Here is a 22,836-nt window from a genome sequence, read left to right as displayed (position 1 = left end):
CCTCACGGCACCCGCCAGGGGCGGTCGAGCGCCGCGATCGCCGGCCGCACCTCGAACGCTTTCCGCCCGGCATCCCAGCGCAGCCAGTGGACGCCGTGCGCCAGCAGTTCCGGCGGATCGATGACGGTGCCGGCGGTGCACCAGGTCGGGGCGGCGATACGGGCGACGATCAGATCGGCGCGGCCGCATTCGTCGGCGAAGCCGGCCGGATCGTCGATGATGGCGTAGCTGAAGCCGACGGCGCTGTCGCCGATGCAGGCGATGGAATCGCAGCTGAGCGCCGCCGGCGTCGCGATCGGGTCGTCATAGGTCGCGCGCCAGACGTCGAGGGCGAAGCTTTTCGCCTTGCCGTCGCCGAGCTCGAGGCCGTTGCCGCCGCGGACGGCGAGCGCCTGCGTGGTGTCGGAGACCAGCACGTCCGGCGGCCGGTCGACGGCGAACAGCACCACCAGCGGCACGGCGAGCGCCGGTCCGGCGAGGCGCCAGCGGTCCTTGAAGAAGGCGAACCAGGCGAGCGCCGCGAGCCCGATCGCCAGCGCCCACGGGGTGAGCAGCGGCGTCGCCCGCAGATGCGCGCTCCAGCCGGCCACCAGCCCGGCCATGTCGAGCATGCGCTCGATCGACCAGCCCATGGCGTCGAGCAGCGGCGCGTCGAGCCCGAACGGCATCGCCAGCACGGCGAGCACCGCCGCCGGCATCATCACGAAGCCGACGAGCGGCAACGTCAGGAGATTGCCGACGACGCCCAGCGGCGAGGTCTGCTGGAAATGGTAGATCGAAAACAGCAGCGTCGCGGCGCCGGCGACGAGGCTGGTGATGACGATGCCTTTGACGTAGCCGGCGGCATGCGCCAGCACGCCGGCATCGCGGTGGCGCGACGAGCGAATGCTCTCATAGGCGCCGATCAGCGCCACCACGGCGGCGAAGCTGAGCTGGAAGCTCGGCCGGAACACGCTGGCCGGATCGGTGGCGACGACGATGATGCCGGCGATGGCGACGTTGCGCATGGTCAGCGCCCGGCGGCCGAACAGCACGGCGCCGAAGACCAGGAGGATCATCAGCGTCGAGCGCAGGGCGGCGACGTTGCCGCCCGAAATGCCGTAGTAGAACACCGCCGCAGCCATGCCGCCGCAGGCCGCGAAGCGCTTCACCGAAATGCGCCGGGCGAGGCCCTCGAAGCTGCCGAGCAGCAGCCGCAGCACCCAGAACACGCCGCCCGCGACGATGCTGAGATGCAGGCCCGAGACCGACAGCACGTGCGCGATGCCGGCGGTCGCCATGGTGGTGCGGGCGGCGTCGGTCACCGCACTCTGGTCGCCATTGATGATGGCGCGGGCGACGCCGGCGGCGGGCTCGGGCAGCACCGCATCGATGCGCGCCGAGATGCCGCGGCGGATGGCGTCGAGCGCGTGCGCCGGCGAGGTGGCGCTGCCCGACGACAGCAGGGTCGGCGGATGGATGGTGCTGCCATAGGCGCCGACCCCATCGAAATAGGCGTGGAACTGCGTGTCGAAGCCGCCCGGATAGACCGGCCCCGGCACCGGGGCGAAGCGGAATTTGCCGGCGATGACGTCGCCCGGCGCCAGATCCGGCCCGCCCTTCACCAGCACCCGGGCGCGGCGGATGGGCAGCGCGCGGTCGCTGCCGGTGGGCGCGATCGATGAGACGATGACGCGATGCTCGCTGGCCGTCTCGCTGACGATCTCGTCGACCTGCGCCCGGTAGTCGCCATAGGCCGGACGCGCCAGCATGGCGGTGCCGAACAGCGCGCCGTGCAGCGGCAGCAGGCAGAGGCCGGCCCACGCCGCCGCCAGCAGCACCGCGACGCGCATCCGCGCCAGCGACGCGAACGCCGCCGCGAGCAGCAGCGCCAGCCCGCCGGCGCCGGCGGCCAGCGCATAGGGATGCATCGGCGGCAGCACCAGGCCGGCGATGAGCCCGCCGATCATGGCGAAGGGCAGCAGCACGAACAGCCGGCGCTCGTCGAGTGCGACAATCGTGCTCGCGGCGAGGCCCTTGAAGCGGCGGCGCGGCGGCGCAACAACAGGCGGCACGGGGGCCGGCGGCGCCGGCCGCAACGGTCGCGCCTGAAGCTCGGGACCGCCGATTTCCAGGGTTTCCGCCATGAGCCCCCCGCCCTTGCGATCCCCGGGGGCCATGCTACACACGGCGCCGCATTCCCGCCAAGGACCTCCATGCCCCAGCCTGCCAGCAAGACCGTCGTTACCCGCTTCGCCCCCTCGCCGACCGGCTACCTGCACATCGGCAGCGCCCGCACGGCGCTGTTCTCGTGGGCCTATGCGCGACATACCGGCGGCCAGTTCCTGCTGCGCATCGAGGACACCGACCGCGAGCGCTCGACCGAGGCGGCGGTGCAGGCGATCTATGACGGGCTGACCTGGCTCGGCCTCGAATGGGACGGCCCGCCGACGCTGCAGTTCTCGCGCGCCGCCCGCCATGCCGAGATCGCCCGCGAGCTGCTGGCCCGCGGCCAGGCGTATTATTGCTACTGCTCGCCCGAGGAGCTGGCCGAGATGCGCGAGACGGCGCGGGCCAAGGGCCTGCCGCCGCGCTACAACGGCATGTGGCGCGACCGCGACCCGTCGGAGGCGCCGGAGGGCGTGGCGCCGGTGATCCGCATCAAGGCGCCGCTGACCGGCGAGATCGTGGTCAACGACCACGTGCAGGGCGAGGTGGTGTTCAAGACCGAGAACCTCGACGATTTCATCATCCTGCGCTCGGACGGCACGCCGACCTACATGCTGGCCGTGGTGGTGGACGACCACGACATGGGCGTGACCCACATCATCCGCGGCGACGACCACCTGACCAACGCGGCGCGGCAGATCATCATCTACAACGGCATGGGCTGGGACGTGCCGGAGATGGCGCACATCCCGCTGATCCACGGGCCCGACGGCGCCAAGCTTTCGAAGCGCCACGGCGCGCTGGGCGTCGGCGCCTACCGGCAGATGGGCTATCTGCCCGAGGCCATGCTCAACTATCTGGCGCGGCTCGGCTGGAGCCATGGCGACGACGAGCTGTTCTCGATCGAGCAGATGATCGAATGGTTCTCGCTCGAGGGGCTGAACAAGGGCGCGGCGCGCTTCGACTTCGTCAAGCTCGAGAACGTCAACGGCCACTACATCCGCGCCGCCAGCCCCGACTATCTCTATGGGGTGATGGTGGACACGGCCAACGAGATCGGCCGCACCACCGACCACGCCGGCCTCACGGCCAACAAGGCGACGGTGCTGGCCGCCCTGCCCGAGCTGCAGCCGCGCGCCAAGACCGTGCTGGAGCTGATCGATCTGGCGCAGTTCATCTATGCGGTGCGGCCGATCGCGGTCGATGCTACCGCCGCCGAGCAGCTCACCGCCGAGACGCGCGGCATGCTGGCCGGCGCGAAGGCCGTTCTAGAGGAGCTTTCCGACTGGAGCGTGCCGGCGATCGATGGCGCCATCCGTGCCTTCGCCGAAGGCCGCGGGCTGAAGCTCGGCAAGGTGGCGCAGCCGCTGCGCGTGGCCCTCACCGGACGCACCGTGTCGCCGGGGATTTTCGAGGTCATGGTGCTGATCGGCAAGGCCGAGAGTCTTGCACGAATTGGTGATCAGGCGAACGCCTGAATCCGCATCCTAATAGGTCAGTGCTATTCACCCATCGGTTGCAGAAACAGGGCAAATGGTCTAGGGCTGAGCCCATAAGCATCCGACCGCATCTGGCCATGATCTTGCTGTCCGCGAGGCCGATGGCCCACAAGGAGAGCACCCCATGTCAGACACCGTCGCCAAACTGGTCATCGGTGACAAAACCTATGAGTTTCCGATACTTACGGGCTCGGTCGGGCCTGAAGTCATCGACATAAGGTCGCTCTACGGGCAGACCGGGATGTTCACCTACGACCCCGGCTTCACCTCGACGGCGGCCACCGACAGCACCATCACCTACATTGACGGCGACAAGGGCGAGCTGATGTATCGGGGCTACCCGATCGACCAGTTGGCCGAGAAGTCGAACTTCCTCGAAGTCTGCTACCTGCTGCTCTACGGCGAGCTGCCGAACGCCGCGCAGATGAAGGATTTCGACAAGCGCGTCACCACCCACACGATGCTGCACGAGCAGATGCATCTGTTCTTCCGCGGCTTCCGCCGCGACGCGCATCCGATGGCGGTGGTGTGCGGCGTGGTCGGCGCGCTGGCCGCGTTCTATCACGACTCGACCGACATCACCGATCCGATGCAGCGCGAGATCGCCTCGATCCGGCTGATCGCCAAGATCCCGACGATCGTCGCCATGGCCTACAAATATTCGGTCGGCCAGCCGTTCGTCTATCCCAAGAACGACCTCGACTACGCCAGCAACTTCCTCAACATGTGCTTCTCGGTGCCGGCCGAAGAGTACAAGGTGAACCCGGTCATCGCCCGGGCGATGGACCTGATCTTCATCCTGCACGCCGACCACGAGCAGAACGCCTCGACCTCGACGGTGCGCCTCGCCGGCTCGTCGGACGCCAATCCGTTCGCCTGCATCGCGGCGGGCGTCGCCTGCCTCTGGGGCCCGGCGCATGGCGGCGCCAACGAGGCGGCGCTCAATATGCTGAAGCAGATCGGCACCCCCGACCGCATCCCCGAATTCATCGCCAAGGTGAAGGACAAATCCTCGGGCATCCGCCTGATGGGCTTCGGCCACCGCGTGTACAAGAACTACGATCCGCGCGCCAAGGTGATGCAGGAGACCTGCCGGCGGGTGCTGGACGAGCTCGGGGTAGAGAACAACCCGCTGCTGCAGGTGGCGCAGCAGCTCGAGCACATCGCCCTGACGGACGAGTATTTCATCACCCGCAAGCTCTATCCCAACGTCGACTTCTATTCGGGCATCATCCTCGAGGCGATCGGCTTCCCGACCTCGATGTTCACCGCCATCTTCGCCCTCAGCCGCACCGTCGGCTGGATCGCGCAGTGGAAGGAAATGATCGCCGATCCGCAGAAGAAGATCGGCCGGCCGCGCCAGCTCTACCACGGCTCGCCCGAGCGCGATTACGTGCCGCTGAACAAGCGCTAAGAGTCTTACGAGACGACGGAGCCGGGTGGTTTTGCCTCCACCCCCAGCCCCTCCCCGCAAGGGGGAGGGGGGGCGATGGAGCCGCAGGCATCGGCGTTTCAGTCGGGCTCCCCTGCCCCTTGCGGGGAGGAGCCGGCGCTCGCCGCCGCTGCGGGCTGACTGGGGACCGCCTTGCCGCCCGGCACGGCCGGCAGGTGCGCCAGCACCCGCTCGGCGGGATCGGTGCGGGGCGCCTCGGGCGCCCCTTTTTCCATGCCGGCGCGGATGCGGGCGAAGCCCTCGCGCTGGCGGGCGAGCGCCGCCTCGTCGGCGAGCAGCGCCTCGAGCGCCGCCAGCACCTCGCCGGAGCGGCGCTGCGGCCCGAGCAGCTCGGGCACCAATTCGTCCCCGACCAGGATGTTGGGCAGCGAGGCGAAGCGGAGCCTCGCCTTGCTGGCGCGGCTCCATTGCGCCCGGTCGGCGACGTAGGTGGTGACCATCGGCACGCCCGACAGCGCCAGCTCCAGCGTCACCGTGCCGGTGACGGCGACCGCCGCGACGGCCTCGCGGAACGCCTGCCATTTGCGCGCCGAGGCGCTGGTGACGAACACCGGCACGTCCCAGGCACGCACCGCGTCGAGCACGAATTCCTCCTCGTGGCGCGGCGTCGGCAGCACGAAATCGGTGATCCGCGGGTGCCGCTTCAGCGCCAGCGTCATCTCTTCCATCAGCGGCAGATGCCGCCGCAGCTCGCCGCGCCGGCTGCCGGGCAGCAGCAGCAGCGGGCCGCGCCCGGGCTGGGTGGCGCGCAGCAGCGTATGCTCGAGCGCGGGATGGCCGACATAGGTGGCGGGCGGCCCGTCGAGCCGCTTCATCACCGCCGGCTCGAACGGCAGCACCGCCAGCACCTCGTCGTAGAGCGGCTTCAGCAGCGGCGCGCGCTCCGGCTTCCAGGCCCAGACGCTGGGCGCGACATAGAGCAGGATGCGGCCGGCATAGCCGCGCTTGCGCAACTGCTCGGCGACGGTCTGGCAGAACACCTGCGAGTCGATGAGCACCACGAGGTCGGGCTCGGCGGCGAGGATGGCGCGGACCGTCTGGCGGATGCGCCAGAGCAGCAGCGGCGCGCGCTTCAGCACGTCCTGCAGGCCCATGACCGAAAGGTCGGACATGGGGAACAGCGATTTGAGCCCCTCCCCGACCAGGCCCTCGCCGCCGACGCCGAGCAGCGTCACCGGCCGGCTGATGCGCAGCCGGCGCACCAGATCGGCGCCGATGCGGTCGCCCGACGGCTCGCCGGCGAGGATGAACAGGCGGACCGGATCAACCATGGCGCAGGCCGACGATAGCGATGCCATGTGCCGCGGCGGCACGGGCGAGGCCCGGCCGGTCCATCAGCAGCGTGCCGCGGGCTTCGACGACGATCACCGAAATGCCGGCGGCGGCGGCGTTGGCGACGGTCTCGGCGCCGATGGTCGGCAGGTCGACGAAGCTCGGCTGCTTCGGCTTGCGCGCCTTGGCGAGGATCAGCGGCGCGCCGGCATTGCCGACCAGCCCCTGCCGGCGCAGTTCGGCCGCGCGAACGAGCAGCGCATCAGTGCCGCCGGCGTCCTCGGCGGCGACCGGCCGGGTGCCGGAGACGACCACGGTCTGGCCGAGATCGATGGTGCCGATGGCGCGCGCCGCGGCCAGCGCGGCCGCCGCCGGCGCGGCGAGCCCCGGCTCGAGCGGCGGGCCGGCGATGTGGCCCTCCGGCGCCAGCAGGTCGGGCGCGATCTCGTGCGCGCCGATCAGCCTGATGCGGTTCATCCTGCAGTAGAGCTGGATCATGCCGGCGAGCCCGACATCGCCGGCGATGCGCGCCACCTGCCCGGCCAGGCCGAAGGCGCCGGCGATGCCCTCGCGCTCGGCGTCGGAAATGTGGACGGCGCCGGCGAGCACCAGATGGGTGGTCGGAAAGCTGCGGACCGCCGCGATCAGGCGCGGCGCCTCGGCCAGCGGAATGTGCTCGACGCGATCGCCCTCGAGGTCGGTGCGGCCGACCAGATCGATGACCTGCAACGTATCGCCATGGCGCCGCGCGGCCTCGGCCATCAGCGGCGCAAGCGCTCCCGACCCTGCGATGAGGGTCAGCCGTCGGGGCATCAGTCCTCGTTGTGCCCGTTGCGGGGCAGCGTCAGCGGATTGTCCTTGGCGTCGATGATGAACTTCACCACGTCCTGCACCAGCACGTCGTTGGGGAAGATCGCCGCGGCGTCGTCGACGCGCTCGCGCAGCGTGCCCTCGACGGCAAAGATCATGCGGTAGGCGGTGCGCAGATTGTGGATCGCCTCGCGGTCGAAGCCGCGGCGCTTGAGCCCGACGAGGTTGAGCCCGCTCAGCTCGGCCGGATTGCCCACCGCCGTGCCGTAGGGGATCAGGTGCTTTTCGACCTTGCTGAGGCCGCCCACGAAGGCATGGGCGCCGATATGGACGAACTGCGTCGCCCCCGAATAGCCGCTCATCACCACGAAATCGTCGACCCGGCAATGGCCGGCGAAGGTGACGTTGTTGGAGAACACCACATTGTTGCCGATGATGCAGTCGTGCCCGATATGGACGCCGATCATGATCCAGCAATTGGAGCCGATCCGGGTGACCATGCCGCCGCCGGCGGTGCCCGGATTGATGGTCACGTGCTCGCGGATGGTGGTGTTCTCGCCGATCTCGAGGGTCGAGGGCTCGCCGGCATATTTGAGGTCCTGCGGGCGGTGGCCGATCGAGGCGAAGGGGTAGATGGTGGAGCGGGCGCCCACGCTGGTGCGGCCGGTAACGACCGCATGCGAGATGAGCTCGACGCCGTCGCCGAGCCGGGTGTCGCGGCCGACGATGCAGAACGGCCCGACCTTCACGTCGGCGCCCAGCACCGCGCCATCTTCGACGATGGCGGTCGGATGGATGTTGTGGGCCATCAGACGGAGGTCCCGGACATCACCATGGCGCCGACTTCCGCCTCGGCGATGAGGGTGGTGCCGACCATCGCCCGGGCCTCGTACCAGCCCATGGCGGAGCGGCGCCGGATCTTCTTGATGTGGTACTCGATCACGTCGCCGGGCCGCGCCGGCTTTCTGAACTTACATTTGTCGACGGTGACCATGTAGACCACGTGCGGGCCGTTGGTCTTGTCGGCGGCGATGGCGATGGCGCCGGCGGTCTGCGCCATGCCCTCGATGATCAGCACCCCCGGAAACACCGGATTGCCGGGGAAATGCCCCTGGAAGATCGGCTCGTTGACGCTGACATTCTTGATGCCGATGGCGGAATTGTCGCCGTCGATCTCGAGGATGCGGTCGATCATCAGGAACGGGTAGCGGTGCGGCAGGCACTGCAGGATCGCGTCGATATCCATCGATTCGAGCGTGGTGGGGGCGTCAGCCGCCGGGTCTTGGAGGTCCACGGTCAATCCTTCTTGCTCAGTCGCCGCAGGGTCGCAACTTCACGCCGCCACTCCCGCGCGTCGACGGCGGGGAAGCCGGCGAGGCGCGAGCCGGGCGGGAAGCTCTTGGTCGCCGTCGCCCGCGCAGCTAAGACGCTGCCGCGGCCGATGGTCAAGTGGCCGGTGGTGATGGCGGCCGCCCCCACCATGACGCTGTCCTCGAGCGTGGTGGTGCCGGCGAGGCCGGACATGCCGGCGAGGAGGCAGTTGCGGCCGATGCGGCAATTGTGGCCGATCTGCACGAGGTTATCGATCTTGGTGCCCTCGCCGATGATCGTGTCGCCCAGGGCGCCGCGGTCGACGGTGGAGTTGGCGCCGATCTCGACGCGATCCTGGATGATGACGCGGCCAAGCTGCGGGATCTTGCGGTTGGAGATGCCGTGGTCGAGCCAGCCGAAGCCCTCCGAGCCGATGCGGGCCCCGGCATGCAGCACGACATTGTTGCCCAGATAGGCGCATTCGACGCTGACATTGGAGCCGATGGTGCAGTTGCGGCCGATGCTGACCCCCGCCCCGATGACGGTGTTGGGGCCGATGACGGTGCCGCGGCCGATCTCGACGCCCGGGCCGAGCACCACGCCGGGGCCGAGCCGCACGTCGTTTTCCGTATAAGGCAGGCTGTCGTGCGGGCCGAGCAGGCCGAGCACGGTGCCGCGGGTGTCGTGCGGGTAGAGCCGGTCGAGCAGATCGGCAAAGCTCAGATGCGGATTGCCGGCGACGATGCCGATGGTGCCGGGCGGCACGTCCGACGACAGCTCGGCGGAGACGATCACCGCGCCGGCGGCGGTGGCGCGCAGCGCCTCGCGATAGTCGGCATGCGCAGCCAGCGCGATATGTTCGGGGCCGGCGAGCACCAGCTCCTCGACGCCGGAAATGGTCGGCCCGTCCCCGTCCGCAAGGTCGGCGCCGAGGCCGAGCGCGGCCAGCAGGGTGCCGAGCGGCGCCGGGCCGGCAAAGCTGTGGAAACGGGTATCGACCATTGCAATTGCGCCAATGAAAAGGGCCGCGGCGCTGAGGCCCCGCGGCCCTCGAACTGTTTCACGCCACCTGGATCAGAGCAAGGTCTGCAGGGTCAGCGCGAACATCTGCGTCTTGTCGTCGGTGGCCTTGGTCAGCACGTAGGCGAAGTCGCCACGCAGCGGGCCGAACGGCGAGTCCCAGATGATCGAGGCGCCGACCGAGCTCTTGAGCGGCTGGTTGATCGACGTCGGATCCACGGCCCCGGAGGCACCCTGCCCGCCGACCACCGCCGCATCCGCCCACACCGAGCCGCTGAGCCCGTAGGTCTCGGGCAGCATCGGGATCGGGAACGTCGCTTCCAGCGAGCCGCCGGCATAGGCGGTGTAGCCGACCGGCTGCGCGCCGATCCGCGGGCCCATGTTGGACGGCTGGAAGCCGCGCACCAGGGTATTGCCGTAGTTGAAGGCTTCCACCGGGTTGAGGCCCGAAGACCCGAACGTATTGATGATGCCCGCCTGGCCCTTAACGCTGCCCACCAGCCCCGCATCGGGGAAGATCGGCATGAAGTAGCGGGCCTTGGCTTCGGTTTTCACGAAGTTGTAGTTCCAGCCCACATATTGCTGCGTCAGCGTGGCGTAGAGGCCCTCCGTCGGGTGCTTCTGGTCGTCGAGCGTGTTGTAGGTCAGCGAGTACCCGACCCACGCCTTGTTGAGCTTCTGCCCGTCGGTGAAGAACGACGAATTGTGGTCCGAATCCGCGATCACCGTCTGGTCGAGGCCGGTGAAGAGCTGGGCCGACAGGTCGCGGGTGACCGGCAGGCCGAAGCGGAACTGCGCGCCGGTCGAGGTCGTGCCGTAGATGTTGGACGAGGTCTCGTCGTTGATGATGTGGTAGGCGTCCACGCCCGCCGACATCTTGAGGCCCATGAAGTAGGGCTCGGTGAACGAGAAGTTGAACGACTTGCCGGTCTGGCTCGCGCCCAGCGAGGCCTTGATGTACTGGCCGCGGCCGAGGAAGTTGCGCTCGGTGACCGAGAGCTCGCCCAAGATGCCCGACGAACTGTCGTATCCCGCGGTGATGCCGTAATCGCCGGTCGACTGCTCGGTGACGTTGATATTGAGGATCACCTTGTCGGCGGCGCTGCCGGGCTGCGCCGACACGTCGACCTTGGAGAAGAAGCCCAGAGCCTCGATGTGCTGCTTGCCGGCCGTCACCATGGCGCGGTTGAAGGGGTCGCCTTCGGCGAAGCCGAGCTCGCGGCGGATGACGAAGTCGCGGGTCTTGGCGTTGCCGGTGATGTTGATGCGCTCGACGTAGAGATGCGCGCCCTCGTCGACGAGGTAGGTCACCCCGAACGTGCCCGTGGCCGGGTCGCGCTCGACGCGCGGCCGCACGTCGGCGAAGGGATAGCCCAGATTGGTCGCTTCCACCGCCATGTCCTGCGCCGACTGCTGCAGCTCGGCCGACGAGAACCGGTCGCCCTGGCGGGTGCGGATGGTGTTGGTCAGATTGTTGGCGTCGAGGCCGGCGATGGAGGTCTCCACCCCGATCTTGCCGAAGGAATAACGGTCGCCTTCGACGATGGTGTAGGTGATGAAATAACCGTTGCGCTTGGCGTCGTATTCGGCGACCGCCGAGGTCACCTGCGCATCCGGGAAGCCGTGGTTGGCGTAGTATTGCTGGATCAGCACGCGATCGACGTCGAGCTGCTCCTGCGTGTAGTTGTCATCGCGCAGCAGCCAGCTCAGCCAGCCCGTCTCGTGCGTCTTGATGATCGATTTGAGGTTCCACGAGCTGATCGAATTGTTGCCGGTGAAGTTGATGGCGGCGATGCCGCTGCGGCCGCCTTCGTTGATGACGAAGACGACGCGGGTGCGGCCGTTGCCGGCCGGCTCCAGCCGGGTGGAGACGTCGACATTGGTGTAGCCGACATCGGTATAGGCCTTCTTGATGGTGGCGATGTCGCGGTCGAGGCCCGCCTGGTCGACGGTGCCGCGGTTCATCAGGTCGATCATCGCCACGAGGTTGGCGTCGGAGAAGCGCTGGTTGCCCTCGAACTGCACCGACGAGACGATCGAGTTCTCGACCACCTTCACCACCACGGTGGAGCCCTGCATGGTGACGCTGACGGACTTGAACAGCCCCGTCGCCTGCAGCGCATCGACCGAGGCGCTGAGCTTGGCGCTCGTCGCCTGCTCGCCGACCCGCACCGCCAAATATTTGATGACCGCGGCGTCGTCGACTTCCTTGTTGCCGATGACGGAGATCCTGGCGACGGTGGCCGCCTGCGCGGCTTCGACCCCCAACAGCGTGCCCCCGGCGCCGACCGGCGCCAAGAACAGGAGCGCCAGCGCCAAGAATGCACTGCGCAGCAGCCGGGTGGGATCGATCATGATTCTAACTGCCTCTCAGACGAAAGGCCGGGGGAATCGCCATGCACAGCCTCCCCCAGCTACTCCGGTTCGAAGCATTTACTGGTTTTTTAACCAAGGGCAAGCCGCAAGGGCTTGTTGCGTTAGCAAAAGCTTGGTCCCCGTGCATTTCAGCAACACCCCGAAAACCAAGGTTAACAGATACTTAGCGAGTCGGGGCCGGGCGGCGGGGGGATTGCCCCGCCCATATGGAGCGACGGGCGCGCGCCTCGCCCGGCGACCTGCTCAGGAGACGTGCCGGAAGGCCTCCAGCAGGGTGTCGTTGAGCAGCGTGAAGATCATCAGGCTGCCGACGATGGCGAAGCCGACGCGAAAGCCGATTTCCTGGGCTTTCTGGCTGAGCGGCCGGCCGCGGACCGCCTCGATGATGTAGTAGAGCAGATGCCCGCCATCGAGCACCGGCACCGGCAGCAGGTTGAAGATGCCGATGTTGAGCGACAGCAGCGCCGCGAGGTTGATCAGCGCCACGATCCCCAGCGTCGCCACCTCGCCCGAGACCTTGGCCACCTTGACCGGCCCGCCCAGCTGCTGCACGTCGCCCCGGCCGACGAAGAAATCGCCCAGGAACGCCGCGGTGCGGTCGACGATGAAGCGAATCTCCTCGCCCGTCATCGCCACCGCCTCGACCGGACTGGGCCGGTAGAGGGTGATGTCGCCCTGCTCGATGGTGCGGCTGACGCCGATGCGGCCGATGCGCTGGGCGTTGCCGAAGCGGTCGGTCTCGACCGCCACGTCGGGGGTCAGCACGATCGTCTTGTCGACGCCGGCGCGCTCCAGCACGATGCGCACCGGGCGCTCCGGCGCGGTCGAGATCAGGCGCTGGAAATCCTCGAAGCCGCGGACGTCGAAGCCGTCGACCGACAGGATGCGGTCGCCGGGCTCGAGGCCCGCCTGCTGGGCGACGCCGCCTGCCACCACGTCGCCGATCACCGGCGGGATGGTGTAGCGGCCATAGCCGAGCAGCAGCGCGTAGAGCACGAGGAAGGTGAACAGCACGTTCGCCAGCGGGCCGGCGACGACCACCGCGATGCGCTGCCACACGTTCTTGTTGACGAACAGCCGCGCCTGCTCCTCGGGCGGCAGGTCCCTGGTCGCCTCGGGATCCGGCATGCTCGCCGCGTTCATGTCGCCGACGAAGCGGACGTAGCCGCCCAGCGGAATCGCCGAGACGCGCCAGCGCGTGCCGTGCCGGTCGTTGAAGCCGACGAGCTCCGGGCCGAAGCCGAGCGAGAAGGTCTGGATGGCGATGCCGTTCCAGCGCGCCACGAGATAGTGCCCCATCTCGTGCACGAACACGATGATGGTCAGGACCACGATGAAGGCGGGGATGGCGTAAAGGACGGGAAGGCTGAGCAAAGGCAGTACTAACGCTCCTGGATCGCGCCCAACGCTAGGCGCCGATTGCGGTCACAGTTGGACATGGGAACGACGACTCGCCGCTCGATTGCCGCTTCCTTCCCGCATTGGCGGCGCGCATTGTAGCGCCATTACCTTGCCGATCCAGAGTTGAAATTATTGCCGTGAGCCAACCGATCATACCGGCTGAAACTGTGTTCGCACGCTGGCGGAAGGACCCCGCCTACGTCGCGGCCTATGATGCGCTTGAAGACGAGTTCGCCCTCGCCGGCGCGCTCATCAAGGCCCGCAGCGACGCCGGCCTGACCCAGGCACAGGTGGCAGAGGCCATGAACACGACCCAGGCCACGATCGCCCGGCTGGAAAGCGGCCGCAGCCCGCCCTCGACCCGTACGCTGCAGCGGTATGCAAAGGCGACCCGCACGAAACTCCGCATCAGCTTCGAGCCCGACTCCGAACCGAAGCGCGCCCGTCCGTGAGCCCTCGCCTCACCAATACAGGAATCCCGCGGCGACGGCCCAGATGCCGCCGTGGGCAAGGCCGATCAGGAACAGGGCCACGGCGCCGAAGCTGACGCTGTCGAGGCGGTCCATGAAGCCGCCATGGCCGGGGATGATGTCGCTCGAATCCTTGATGCGGAAGACGCGCTTGATGGCGCTTTCGGTGAGGTCGCCCGCCTGCCCCACCAGCCCCAGCACGGCGGAGAACACCAGCCCGACGAGCCATGGCGAGTCGGTGAACACCAGCCAGTAGAGGGTGCCGGCGAGGGTGCCGGCGACCCAGCCGCCGATGGCGCCCGACCAGGTCTTGGCCGGCGAGATCATCGGCGCCAGCTTCGGGCCGCCGATGACGCGGCCGACGAAATAGGCGCCGGTGTCGTTGAGGGCGATGACGATGCCGAGGTACCAGCCGGCGACGATGCCGGCGGAGGTGGTGCCGCGCATCCCCAGCACGGCGATCAGCAGCAGGCCGAAGAAGGCGAGCCCCCCTGCCCGCCACGGCAGCACCGCCTTGTCGCCGAAAGTGGCGACGAGCCCCCCCAGCGCCGTGAAGGCGATGACGCCGAGCGGCCCGAGCAGCGGATAGGTGACGGCGGCGAGCGCCAGCAGACCGATCAGCACCATGCCGAAGGGCGCCAGCGGCTGCAGCGTCACCATCTGCTCCCACTCGCGATAGGTGACCCCGACCACCACGGCGGCCAGCGCGGCGAAGACGTAGCCGCCGAAATAGAGGCCCGTGGCGATGACGGCGACGATGATGGCGGCGGACAGCAGGCGGGGCCCCAGATCGGTCCAGGATGGGCCGGAGCGTGCCGGCGGCACCGGATCTGATGGACCGGGTGACGTCACCGCCGCGCCTCGACGCCTCCGTAGCGGCGGTCGCGGCCGGAATAGTCCTCGAGCACCTTGACGAACGCGGCGTCGTCGAAATCCGGCCAGTTCTCCTCGACGAACGCCAGCTCGGCATAGGCGCCCTGCCACAGCAGGAAGTTGGAGAACCGCTGCTCGCCGCTGGTGCGGATGATGATGTCGGGGTCGGGCATGCCGGCGGTGTAAAGGGCGCGCCCGATGGTGTCCTCGGTGATGTCCTCGGCCTTGAGCCGACCGGCGGCGACCAGCGCCGCGATGCGGCGCACCGCCTCGGCGATCTCGGCCTTGCCGCCATAGTTGAAGGCGACCTGCAGCTTGAGGCCGGTGTTCTGCGCGGTGGTGGCTTCGACTTCGGCGATCAGCCGGCGCAGGCCGTCGTCGAGCCCCTCGCGCGCGCCGATGATGCGCACCCGCACATTGTTGCGGTGCAGCTTTTCGAGGTCGGAGGCGACGAAGCGGCGCAGGAGGCCGAAAATGAAGCTGATCTCGTCGCGCGGCCGGGTCCAGTTCTCCGACGAGAAGCTGAACACGGTGAGGTACTGGATGCCGTAATTGATGCAGCTCTCGACCAGCCCGCGCAGCGCCTTGACGCCGGCGACGTGGCCCTCGGTCCGCGGCTTGCCGCGCGCCTGGGCCCAGCGTCCATTGCCGTCCATGATGACGCCGACATGGGCGGGAATCCGCAGTTCCGACCTGGGATGAATGCGCGGCTGCGCGGCGGGCTCGGTGGACATGGTTTGGCCCTCCAGGGCCGGCGGCATAGGTGCAGGCTAAACCTGCATGATTTCCTGTTCCTTAGCGCTGAGCACCTGATCCACCTCGGCGATGGCGGCGTCGGTGGCCTTCTGCACCTGGTCGGATTTGGCACGGCTGTCGTCCTGGGCCATGACGCCGTCCTTTTCCAGCTTCTTGAGCAGGTCCATGCCGTCGCGGCGGATATGGCGGATCGCCACCTTGGCCTGCTCGGCATAATTGTGCGCCACCTTGGTCAGCTCGCGCCGGCGCTCCTCGTTGAGCTCGGGCAGCGGCACGCGGATGGTGGCGCCTTCCGTGGCCGGATTGAGGCCGAGGCCGGAATTGCGGATCGCCTTGTCGACGGCCTGCGCCATCGAGCGGTCCCACACCTGCACCGACAGCAGCCGGGCTTCCGGCACGGTGACGGTCGCCACCTGGTTGAGCGGCATCCTGCTGCCATAGGCCTCGACCATCACCGGCTCGAGCAGGCTGGCGCTGGCGCGGCCGGTCCTGAGCCCCGCCAGCTCGTCGCGCAGCGAAGCGATCGACTTCTGCATGCGCGTTTTCATCTCGTCGAGCGAGAATGTGGGAACCGGTGCCATCGAGCTACTCCTATTTCCTGGGGGTCCCGACCAGGGTCGAACGGACCTTGCCGCTGAGAACCCCCATCAGTCCTTCCTTGTCGTCCAGTGCATAGACCAGTATGGGCAGGCCATTATCGCGCGCAAGCGCGAAGGCCGCCGTGTCCATGACTTTGAGGTTGCGAGCGATGACTTCGTCATAGCTCACGGTTTCATACCGCGTCGCCTTCGGATTCTTCTTGGGATCCTCGGTATAGACGCCGTCGACCTTGGTCCCCTTGAGCAGCACGTCGCAGTCGAGCTCGATGGCGCGCAGCGCCGCCGCCGTGTCGGTGGTGAAGAACGGGTTGCCGGTGCCGCCGCCCAGAACGATCACGAAACCGTCGTCGAGCGCCGCCTTGGCGGCCCGCGCCGTATAGGTGTCGGCCACCGACGGCATGGTGGTGGCCGAAAACACCTTGGACTTGACGCCCTGCCGGGCGATCTCGCTGGAGAGCGCCAGCGCGTTGATGACGGTGCCGAGCGTGCCCATCATGTCGGCGGTGACGCGGTCGGCGCCCCCCGCCGCGGCCGACACGCCGCGGATGATGTTGCCGCCGCCCGGCACGATGGCGATCTGCACCCCGGCCTTGGCGGCATTGACGACCTGCCGTGCCGTCGCATCGAGATTGGCCATCTCGATGCCGAACGACTGGTCGCCGGCCAGCACCTCGCCGGAGACCTTGAGGAGGATGCGCTTGTAGGTGGGTTTGGCCATGCGGGCGCGCCTCGGGATTGGCCGCGCGGGCGATTCCGGCAGCGGCGAGAGATTTAGAGCATAACGCCTTCCGATCCCAGAACGCGCGATGCGGCAAGTGCTTATTTATCGGGGCCTTTTCGAGGATCGTGCGCCCGATAGCAAGAGGCCGGGCAACGGGCCCGGCCTCGACTGGCTCAATGCTTGGTCGGCGGCGTGTCTTTGGGCTGCTGTGGTACGCCCGAGGTCGCCGCCACCTCGGCAGCGAAATCGCTTTCCTGCTTCTCGATGCCCTCGCCCAGCGCATAGCGCACGAATTTGGTGACCTTGATCGGCGCTCCGGCCTCTTTCTCGGCCTTGGCGACGATGTCCTTCACCTTGCTCTCGCCATCGATGACGAAGGTCTGGGCCAGGAGCGTCGCTTCCTCGAAGAATTTCCGCACGCGGCCTTCCACCATCTTGGCGACGACCTCGGCCGGCTTGCCGGACTCCTTGGCCTGCTCGGTGTAGATCTCGCGCTCCTTGGCGACGATCGCCGGATCGATGTCGTCGGACGACACCGAGGCCGGATTGGTGTTGGCGATGTGCATCGCGAGCTGCTTGCCGAGCCCGGCCAGCACGCTCTTGTCGCCGCTCGATTCGAGCCCGACGATGACGCCCAGCTTGCCCATGCCCGGCTTCACCGTGTTGTGCACGTAGCTGCCGATGACGCCGTCCTTGACCTCGACCACCGCCGAGCGGCGCAGATTCATGTTCTCGCCGATCTTGGCGATGGCGTCGGTCAGCTCGGCCGCGACCGAGCGCCCGGTGCCGGGGAACGGCATCTCGGCCAGCTTCTCGACGCTGCCGGCGGCCTCGACCGCGAGCTTGGCGACATTGCCGACGATGCCCTGGAACTGGTCGTTGCGGGCCACGAAATCGGTCTCGGAATTGACCTCGACGATGGCCGCGCGAGTGCCCTCATTGGCCACGCCGACGAGACCCTCGGCGGCCACGCGGCCGGCCTTCTTGGCAGCCTTGGCGAGGCCGCGGGTGCGCAGCCAGTCGACCGCCGCCTCCATGTCGCCCGCCGTCTCCTCGAGCGCTTTCTTGCAATCCATCATGCCCACGCCGGTCATCTCGCGGAGCTCTTTGACCTGATTTGCAGTGATAGCCATTTCGATCACCTTTCCTGCGACCCCATAGGAGATGGGGCCGCGCCTGTCGGTTGAAACTGAACGCTGCCGTGCGTGCGGCTTATTCGGCGGCGACGGTGGGCTCTTCGGGCGCCACGTCGGCGGCCCCGAGGTCGACGCCGCGGCCGGCCGACGAGCGCGAGATGCCGTCGATGGCGGCCTTCGACACCAGCGAGGTGTAGAGCTCGAGCGCGCGGGCAGCGTCGTCATTGCCCGGGATCGGGAAATCGACGGTGTCCGGATCGGAATTGCTGTCGATGATGGCGATCACCGGGATGCCGAGGCGCCGGGCTTCCTTGATGGCGTTGGCTTCCTTGTTGGTGTCGATCACGAACAGCAGGTTGGGCAGATTGCCCATGTCCTTGATGCCGCCGAGATCGCGCTCCAGCCGCTCGCGCTCGCGGTCGAGCAGCAGGCGCTCCTTCTTGGTCAGGCCCTCGACCCCCTCGGCGACCTGCGCCTCGAGCTCGCGCAGCCGCGCGATCGACTGCGAAATGGTCTGCCAGTTGGTCAGCGTGCCGCCGAGCCAGCGCGAATTGACGTAATATTGCGCCGACTGCCGCGCCGCCTCGGCGACGAGCGGCGCCGCCTGGCGCTTGGTGCCCACGAACAGCACACGGCCACCATCGGCCACGGTGTCGGAGACGAGCTGCAGCGCCCGCTGCAGCATCGGCACGGTCTGGCCGAGGTCGAGGATGTGGATGTCGTTGCGCACGCCGAAGATGTAGCGTTCCATCTTCGGGTTCCAGCGGTGCGACTGGTGGCCGAAATGAACGCCGGCTTCGAGCAACTGGCGCATGGAAAAATCTGGCAATGCCATGTGAGGCGGTCCTTTCCCGGTTGAGCCTCCGCGAAGCGATGGAGCCGTTCGGCACCGGGTGGAGCGCTTTGACCATCTAGGTCGCGTCAGCGCGCCGGCTTCGCGTGTGAATTACGCCCGGATCAGGCTGGGCGCGGCGCGGATATAGGGGAATCGGGGACTAAGCGCAAGGCTCCGCCGTGCGGGCTACGGGCCACCGCTGTCCGCGCCGGCCAGGGAACTAGGCGTCACCGCGACCCCCGGGAGATCGCGGACGGCGTCACGCGCGGCCAGCAGCACTGCGCGCCGGGCGGTGTTCGGGAATGTCCGTTTCGCCGGACGCCATGAGCCGCCCACGCCAGAAATCCCAGGATTTGTCGTCGAACCAGCTCGGCTGCGACTGGCGCATGATGGCGGCGAGCATGGCGGCGCCGGCCAGGGCTTCGACGCGCCGCACATCCTCGTAGGTACCGAGATGCATGATCTGGGCGATCTTGCGGGGCGTCGAATGCACATGCCCCGCCACCGGCTCCCACCAGAGGTAGCGGGACGCCAATCGGTCGATCTCGGCAGTCGCTTCCGAGGAAATACCAAGCCTGTCCATGCCGCAATACTAAGCCACGGCGCGTGCCTGCGCCACGTACCGATGCCGACGTGACGTATTCGATCGGACCTTTGCCGGCGTCCCCTTCAGTTCAGCCGTACGTCCACCACACCGTCGAAGCTCTTGATTGCCCCCGCCAGCGCCGGGTTGATCTGCCAGTTGGCGCCGATATCGACCTCATAGAGCTTGCGGCCCTGGTCGCGCATGACCACGAAGGTGATGCGGCCGTTGCCGCCGGGCTTGAGCTGCGACTTGATCGCCACGAGGCATTTTGCGTCGCTGGTCTCGATCTTGAGGGTCTTGCCGGCCTTCTGCGCCGCCTCGTCGATGGGAACGGCCGACATCAGGCGCAGGCTGATGCCGTCGGGCCGTTCGTCGGCCTCGACGTTGAGGATCACCGAGGCGCCGGGCTGCAGCACCCGGCCGTACTGCTCGACCGCCTCGGAAAAGCCGATGACCTCGAAGCTGCCGGAGGGGTCGGACAGCGACAGCATCATCATCGGCGTCCCCTTCTTGGTACGCCGGTCGGCGCGGCTGGCGATGGTGCCGGCGAGCCGGCCGGCGGACAGGTCGCCCTCCTTCACCCCGTGCTCGAAGCGCACGAAGGGCATAATCTTCATGCTCTCGAACAGACCGGCATAGTCGTCGAGCGGATGCGCCGAGATGTGGAAGCCGATGGCGGCCCGCTCCCGTTCGAGCCGCTCGGCGAGGCCCCAGGGCGCGACGTTGGCGGTGAGCCGGATCGGCTCGGGCTCATCGGACGCGAACATGTCCATGATGCCGTCCGACGCGTTGGCGGCGGTGCGCTGCGCCGTGGCGACGATGGCGTCGATCGAGGCGAACACCTGCTCGCGCCGCGGATGCAGGCAATCGAAGGCCCCGGCATTGATCAGCGTTTCGAGCGTGCGCTTGTTGATGATGCGCGGATCGACCCGGGTGGCGAAATCGGCGAGGTCACGGAACGGCGTCGTGCCGCGCGCCTCGACGATGTGCTCGGCCACCGCCTGCCCCACGCCCTTGATGGCGCCGATGGCGTAGAAGATCTTGCCGTCGCGCGCCGTGAACACCGCGTCCGAGGTGTTGACCGACGGGGCGATGATCTCGATCCCGTGCTTCTTGGCGTCCTCGCGGAATTCGTTGAGCTTGTCGGTGTTGCTCATGACGTACGTCATCGACGCCGCCATGAACTCCTGGAAGAAGTGCGTCTTCAGGTACGCCGTCTGGTAGGTGATGTAGCCGTACGGCGCCGAGTGCGACTTGTTGAAGCCGTATTCGGCGAATTTGGCGCAGGCATCGAAGATGGTGTTGGCGAGCGCCCGGGGAATGCCGTTCTGCTCCTCGGCGCCCTTGAGGAAGCGCTCGCGCTGCGCGTCCATCTCGGCCTTGATCTTCTTGCCCATGGCGCGGCGCAGCAAATCGGCCTCAGCCAGGGTGTAGCCGGCGAGCGATTTGGCGATCTGCTGCACCTGCTCCTGGTAGGTGATGACGCCGTAGGTCGGCTCGAGGATGGGCTGGAGCAGCGGGTGCAGGTATTCCACCTCCTCCTCGCCGCGCTTGCGGGCGCAATAGGTGGGGATGTTGGCCATCGGCCCCGGCCGGTACAGCGCCACCAGCGCGATCAGATCCTCGAAGCGGTCGGGCCGCATGTCGACCAGCGCCCGCCGCATGCCCGGACTTTCCACCTGGAACACGCCGACCACGTCGCCCTTGGTGAGGTTGTCGAAAGTCTGCTTGTCGTCGATGGGGATGTCCGTGAGGGCGAATTTGGTGCCGTTGCGGTTGATCATCTCGACCGCCTTCTGCAGCACCGTCAGCGTGGTGAGACCGAGAAAGTCGAACTTCACCAGCCCCGCCGGCTCCACCCATTTCAGCGAATACTGCGTCACCGGCATGTCGGAGCGCGGATCGCGGTACATCGGCACCAGCTCGGTCAGCGGCCGCTCGCCGATGACGATGCCGGCGGCGTGCGTCGAGGCGTGGCGGTAGAGGCCCTCGAGCTTCTGCGCGATGGCGATCAGCTCCTTCACCTGCTCGTCGCCGTCGCGCATCGCCTTGAGCTGCGGCTCCATGTCCAGCGCCTGCGCCAGGCTCACCGGATTGGCCGGATTGGCCGGGATCAGCTTGGAGATGCGGTCGACCTGCCCGTACGGCATCTGCAGCACGCGGCCGACGTCGCGCACCACCGCCTTGGCCTGGAGCGAGCCGAAGGTGATGATCTGGGCGACCTGGTTCTCCCCGTATTTCTGCTGCACGTAGTCGATCACCTCGCCGCGCCGGTCCTGGCAGAAATCGACGTCGAAATCCGGCATCGACACGCGGTCGGGGTTGAGGAAGCGCTCGAACAGCAGGTCGTAGCGCAGGGGATCGAGGTCGGTGATGGTCAGCGCATAGGCGACCAGCGAGCCGGCGCCCGAACCGCGGCCGGGCCCCACCGGGATGTCGTGCGCCTTGGCCCATTGGATGAAGTCGGCGACGATCAGGAAGTAGCCCGGATATTTCATCCTCACGATGATGCCGAGCTCGAACTCCAGCCGCTCCTCGTACTGCGCCACGCTGAAGCGCTCATCGCGCCCGTATTTGTCGAAGCGGCGCTTGAGGCCCTCATGCGCCTCGACCCGCAGCCGCTCCGCCTCGGCCGCGAGGCCCTCCTCCTCCGTCTGGTCGGGCGAGGCGGCGAAGCGCGGCAGGATCGGGCCGCGGGTGCGCGGGCGGTAGGAGACGCGACGGGCGATCTCCACCGAATTGTCGAGCGCCTCGGGCAGGTCCGAGAACAGCGCCTGCATCTCGTCGCGCGACTTGAAATAGTGCTCGGGCGTGAGCTTGCGGCGCTCGGTCTGCGCCACCACCGACCCGGCGGCGATGGCGAGCAGCGCGTCGTGCGCCTCGTAGTCGGCGCGGGTGGCGAAATACGGCTCGTTGGTGGCCACCAGCGGCACGCCGCGGCGATAGGCGTAGTCGATGAGCTTGGCCTCGTTCGACTGTTCCTGCATCCGGCCGTGGCGCTGCAGCTCGACATAGAGGCGGTCGCCGAACAGCGCGCGCAGCGCTTCGAGCCGCTGCTCGGCCTGTCCGTCGAGCCCCTGCGCGAAATACGGATCGATCGCGCCCTCCGGGCCGCCGCTGAGGCACATGATGCCGCGCAGATCGTCCGGATCGAGCCAGTCGAGCTGGGCGGCCGCCCGGCCCGCCTCGCCCTCGAGATAGGCGCGGCTGACGAGGCGCGAGAGATTGGCGTAGCCGTCCTGCGTGCCGGCGACGAGCACGACGGAGCCCTTGCCGAACTGGCCGCGGTCGTGGCTGCGCTCCAGCATGCGGGTGGCGGCCGGCTCGAAATCCAGCGTCAGCTCGGCTCCGAGCAGCGGCTGGATGCCCTTGCCCGCCGCCTTCTCGGAGAATTCGAGCGCGCCGAACAGATTGCTGGTATCGGCAATGCCGAGCGCCGGCTGCTTGTCGGCCTTGGCCAGGTCGAGCAGCGCGCCGAGCTTCAGCGCGCCCTCGAGCAGGGAGTATTGCGAGTGGATATGCAGATGGATGAAACCGGGGCCGGGCATCAGAGGGTCCTAAACCTCCGTG

19 protein-coding genes are annotated in these 22,836 nt (G+C 67.9%); 3 read left to right on the top strand and 16 right to left on the bottom strand.

The features are described 5' to 3' along the window. Positions 1–2: 2 nt before the first annotated feature. On the bottom strand, positions 3–2,126 hold the full coding sequence (locus BGO82_RS08905) for a ComEC/Rec2 family competence protein (protein WP_291305200.1): 2,124 nt from the start codon (positions 2,124–2,126) through the stop codon (positions 3–5). 69 nt (positions 2,127–2,195) lie between these two features. Between BGO82_RS08905 and gltX the strand changes: the two genes are divergently transcribed. Next, on the top strand, positions 2,196–3,626 hold the full coding sequence (gltX, locus tag BGO82_RS08900) for a glutamate--tRNA ligase (protein WP_291305199.1): 1,431 nt from the start codon (positions 2,196–2,198) through the stop codon (positions 3,624–3,626). Positions 3,627–3,771: 145 nt separating this feature from the next. Then, complete coding sequence (gltA, locus tag BGO82_RS08895) at positions 3,772–5,061, top strand: citrate synthase (RefSeq protein WP_291305198.1); 1,290 nt, start codon at positions 3,772–3,774, stop codon at positions 5,059–5,061. 98 nt (positions 5,062–5,159) lie between these two features. Here gltA and BGO82_RS08890 read toward each other — a convergent pair whose 3' ends face one another. The 7 genes from BGO82_RS08890 to rseP form a co-directional block, all read right to left on the bottom strand. After that, positions 5,160–6,371: a lipid-A-disaccharide synthase gene (locus BGO82_RS08890; protein WP_291305197.1), complete on the bottom strand. Its 1,212-nt coding sequence runs from the start codon at positions 6,369–6,371 to the stop codon at positions 5,160–5,162. Beyond that, positions 6,364–7,185 (bottom strand): UDP-2,3-diacylglucosamine diphosphatase LpxI, encoded by an 822-nt coding sequence (lpxI, locus tag BGO82_RS08885; RefSeq protein ID WP_291305196.1) that lies wholly within the window; start codon positions 7,183–7,185, stop codon positions 6,364–6,366. Before lpxI ends, BGO82_RS08890 begins: the two co-directional genes overlap by 8 nt. Next, positions 7,185–7,991 (bottom strand): acyl-ACP--UDP-N-acetylglucosamine O-acyltransferase, encoded by an 807-nt coding sequence (gene lpxA / locus BGO82_RS08880; RefSeq protein ID WP_291305195.1) that lies wholly within the window; start codon positions 7,989–7,991, stop codon positions 7,185–7,187. The genes lpxI and lpxA overlap by 1 nt, the downstream gene beginning before the upstream one ends. Continuing rightward, positions 7,991–8,428 carry a 3-hydroxyacyl-ACP dehydratase FabZ gene (fabZ, locus tag BGO82_RS08875; RefSeq protein ID WP_291305700.1) on the bottom strand — a complete coding sequence of 146 codons (438 nt, stop codon included), beginning with the start codon at positions 8,426–8,428 and terminating at the stop codon, positions 7,991–7,993. Before fabZ ends, lpxA begins: the two co-directional genes overlap by 1 nt. Positions 8,429–8,478: 50 nt before the next feature. After that, positions 8,479–9,495 (bottom strand): UDP-3-O-(3-hydroxymyristoyl)glucosamine N-acyltransferase, encoded by a 1,017-nt coding sequence (gene lpxD, locus BGO82_RS08870; protein ID WP_291305194.1) that lies wholly within the window; start codon positions 9,493–9,495, stop codon positions 8,479–8,481. Positions 9,496–9,567: 72 nt separating this feature from the next. Next, on the bottom strand, positions 9,568–11,868 hold the full coding sequence (gene bamA, locus BGO82_RS08865) for an outer membrane protein assembly factor BamA (RefSeq protein WP_291305193.1): 2,301 nt from the start codon (positions 11,866–11,868) through the stop codon (positions 9,568–9,570). 264 nt (positions 11,869–12,132) lie between these two features. Next, a complete protein-coding gene (gene rseP / locus BGO82_RS08860) occupies positions 12,133–13,263 on the bottom strand; it encodes an RIP metalloprotease RseP (protein WP_291305192.1) in 1,131 nt (376 codons plus the stop codon). 164 nt (positions 13,264–13,427) lie between these two features. Between rseP and BGO82_RS08855 the strand changes: the two genes are divergently transcribed. Next, on the top strand, positions 13,428–13,742 hold the full coding sequence (locus BGO82_RS08855) for a helix-turn-helix transcriptional regulator (RefSeq protein WP_291305191.1): 315 nt from the start codon (positions 13,428–13,430) through the stop codon (positions 13,740–13,742). Positions 13,743–13,751: 9 nt separating this feature from the next. On the opposite strand, the gene BGO82_RS08850 is transcribed toward BGO82_RS08855, so the two are convergent. From BGO82_RS08850 to dnaE, 8 genes are all read right to left on the bottom strand, one after another. After that, on the bottom strand, positions 13,752–14,612 hold the full coding sequence (locus tag BGO82_RS08850; RefSeq protein ID WP_291305190.1) for a phosphatidate cytidylyltransferase: 861 nt from the start codon (positions 14,610–14,612) through the stop codon (positions 13,752–13,754). Further along, entirely contained in the window at positions 14,609–15,367 is a 759-nt protein-coding gene (locus tag BGO82_RS08845) for an isoprenyl transferase (protein ID WP_291305189.1), read from the bottom strand. The genes BGO82_RS08850 and BGO82_RS08845 overlap by 4 nt, the downstream gene beginning before the upstream one ends. A 36-nt stretch (positions 15,368–15,403) precedes the next feature. Then, the gene (gene frr / locus BGO82_RS08840; protein ID WP_291305188.1) at positions 15,404–15,970 is read right to left on the bottom strand and encodes a ribosome recycling factor; all 567 of its coding nucleotides are present in this window, start codon (positions 15,968–15,970) and stop codon (positions 15,404–15,406) included. Positions 15,971–15,980: 10 nt separating this feature from the next. Continuing rightward, positions 15,981–16,706 carry a UMP kinase gene (pyrH, locus tag BGO82_RS08835; RefSeq protein ID WP_291305187.1) on the bottom strand — a complete coding sequence of 242 codons (726 nt, stop codon included), beginning with the start codon at positions 16,704–16,706 and terminating at the stop codon, positions 15,981–15,983. 176 nt (positions 16,707–16,882) lie between these two features. Next, the gene (gene tsf, locus BGO82_RS08830; RefSeq protein WP_291305186.1) at positions 16,883–17,842 is read right to left on the bottom strand and encodes a translation elongation factor Ts; all 960 of its coding nucleotides are present in this window, start codon (positions 17,840–17,842) and stop codon (positions 16,883–16,885) included. Positions 17,843–17,921: 79 nt separating this feature from the next. Continuing rightward, on the bottom strand, positions 17,922–18,680 hold the full coding sequence (rpsB, locus tag BGO82_RS08825) for a 30S ribosomal protein S2 (RefSeq protein ID WP_291305185.1): 759 nt from the start codon (positions 18,678–18,680) through the stop codon (positions 17,922–17,924). A 259-nt stretch (positions 18,681–18,939) separates the two neighbouring features. Further along, positions 18,940–19,263, bottom strand: a complete 324-nt coding sequence (locus tag BGO82_RS08820) for a hypothetical protein (RefSeq protein WP_291305184.1) — start codon at positions 19,261–19,263, stop codon at positions 18,940–18,942. 86 nt (positions 19,264–19,349) lie between these two features. Beyond that, positions 19,350–22,814: a DNA polymerase III subunit alpha gene (gene dnaE / locus BGO82_RS08815; protein ID WP_291305183.1), complete on the bottom strand. Its 3,465-nt coding sequence runs from the start codon at positions 22,812–22,814 to the stop codon at positions 19,350–19,352. Positions 22,815–22,836: the final 22 nt, after the last annotated feature.

This window comes from Devosia sp. 67-54 (assembly GCF_001899075.1).
Taxonomy (GTDB): domain Bacteria; phylum Pseudomonadota; class Alphaproteobacteria; order Rhizobiales; family Devosiaceae; genus Devosia_A.
This window is presented reverse-complemented; position numbering and strand designations above follow the sequence as displayed.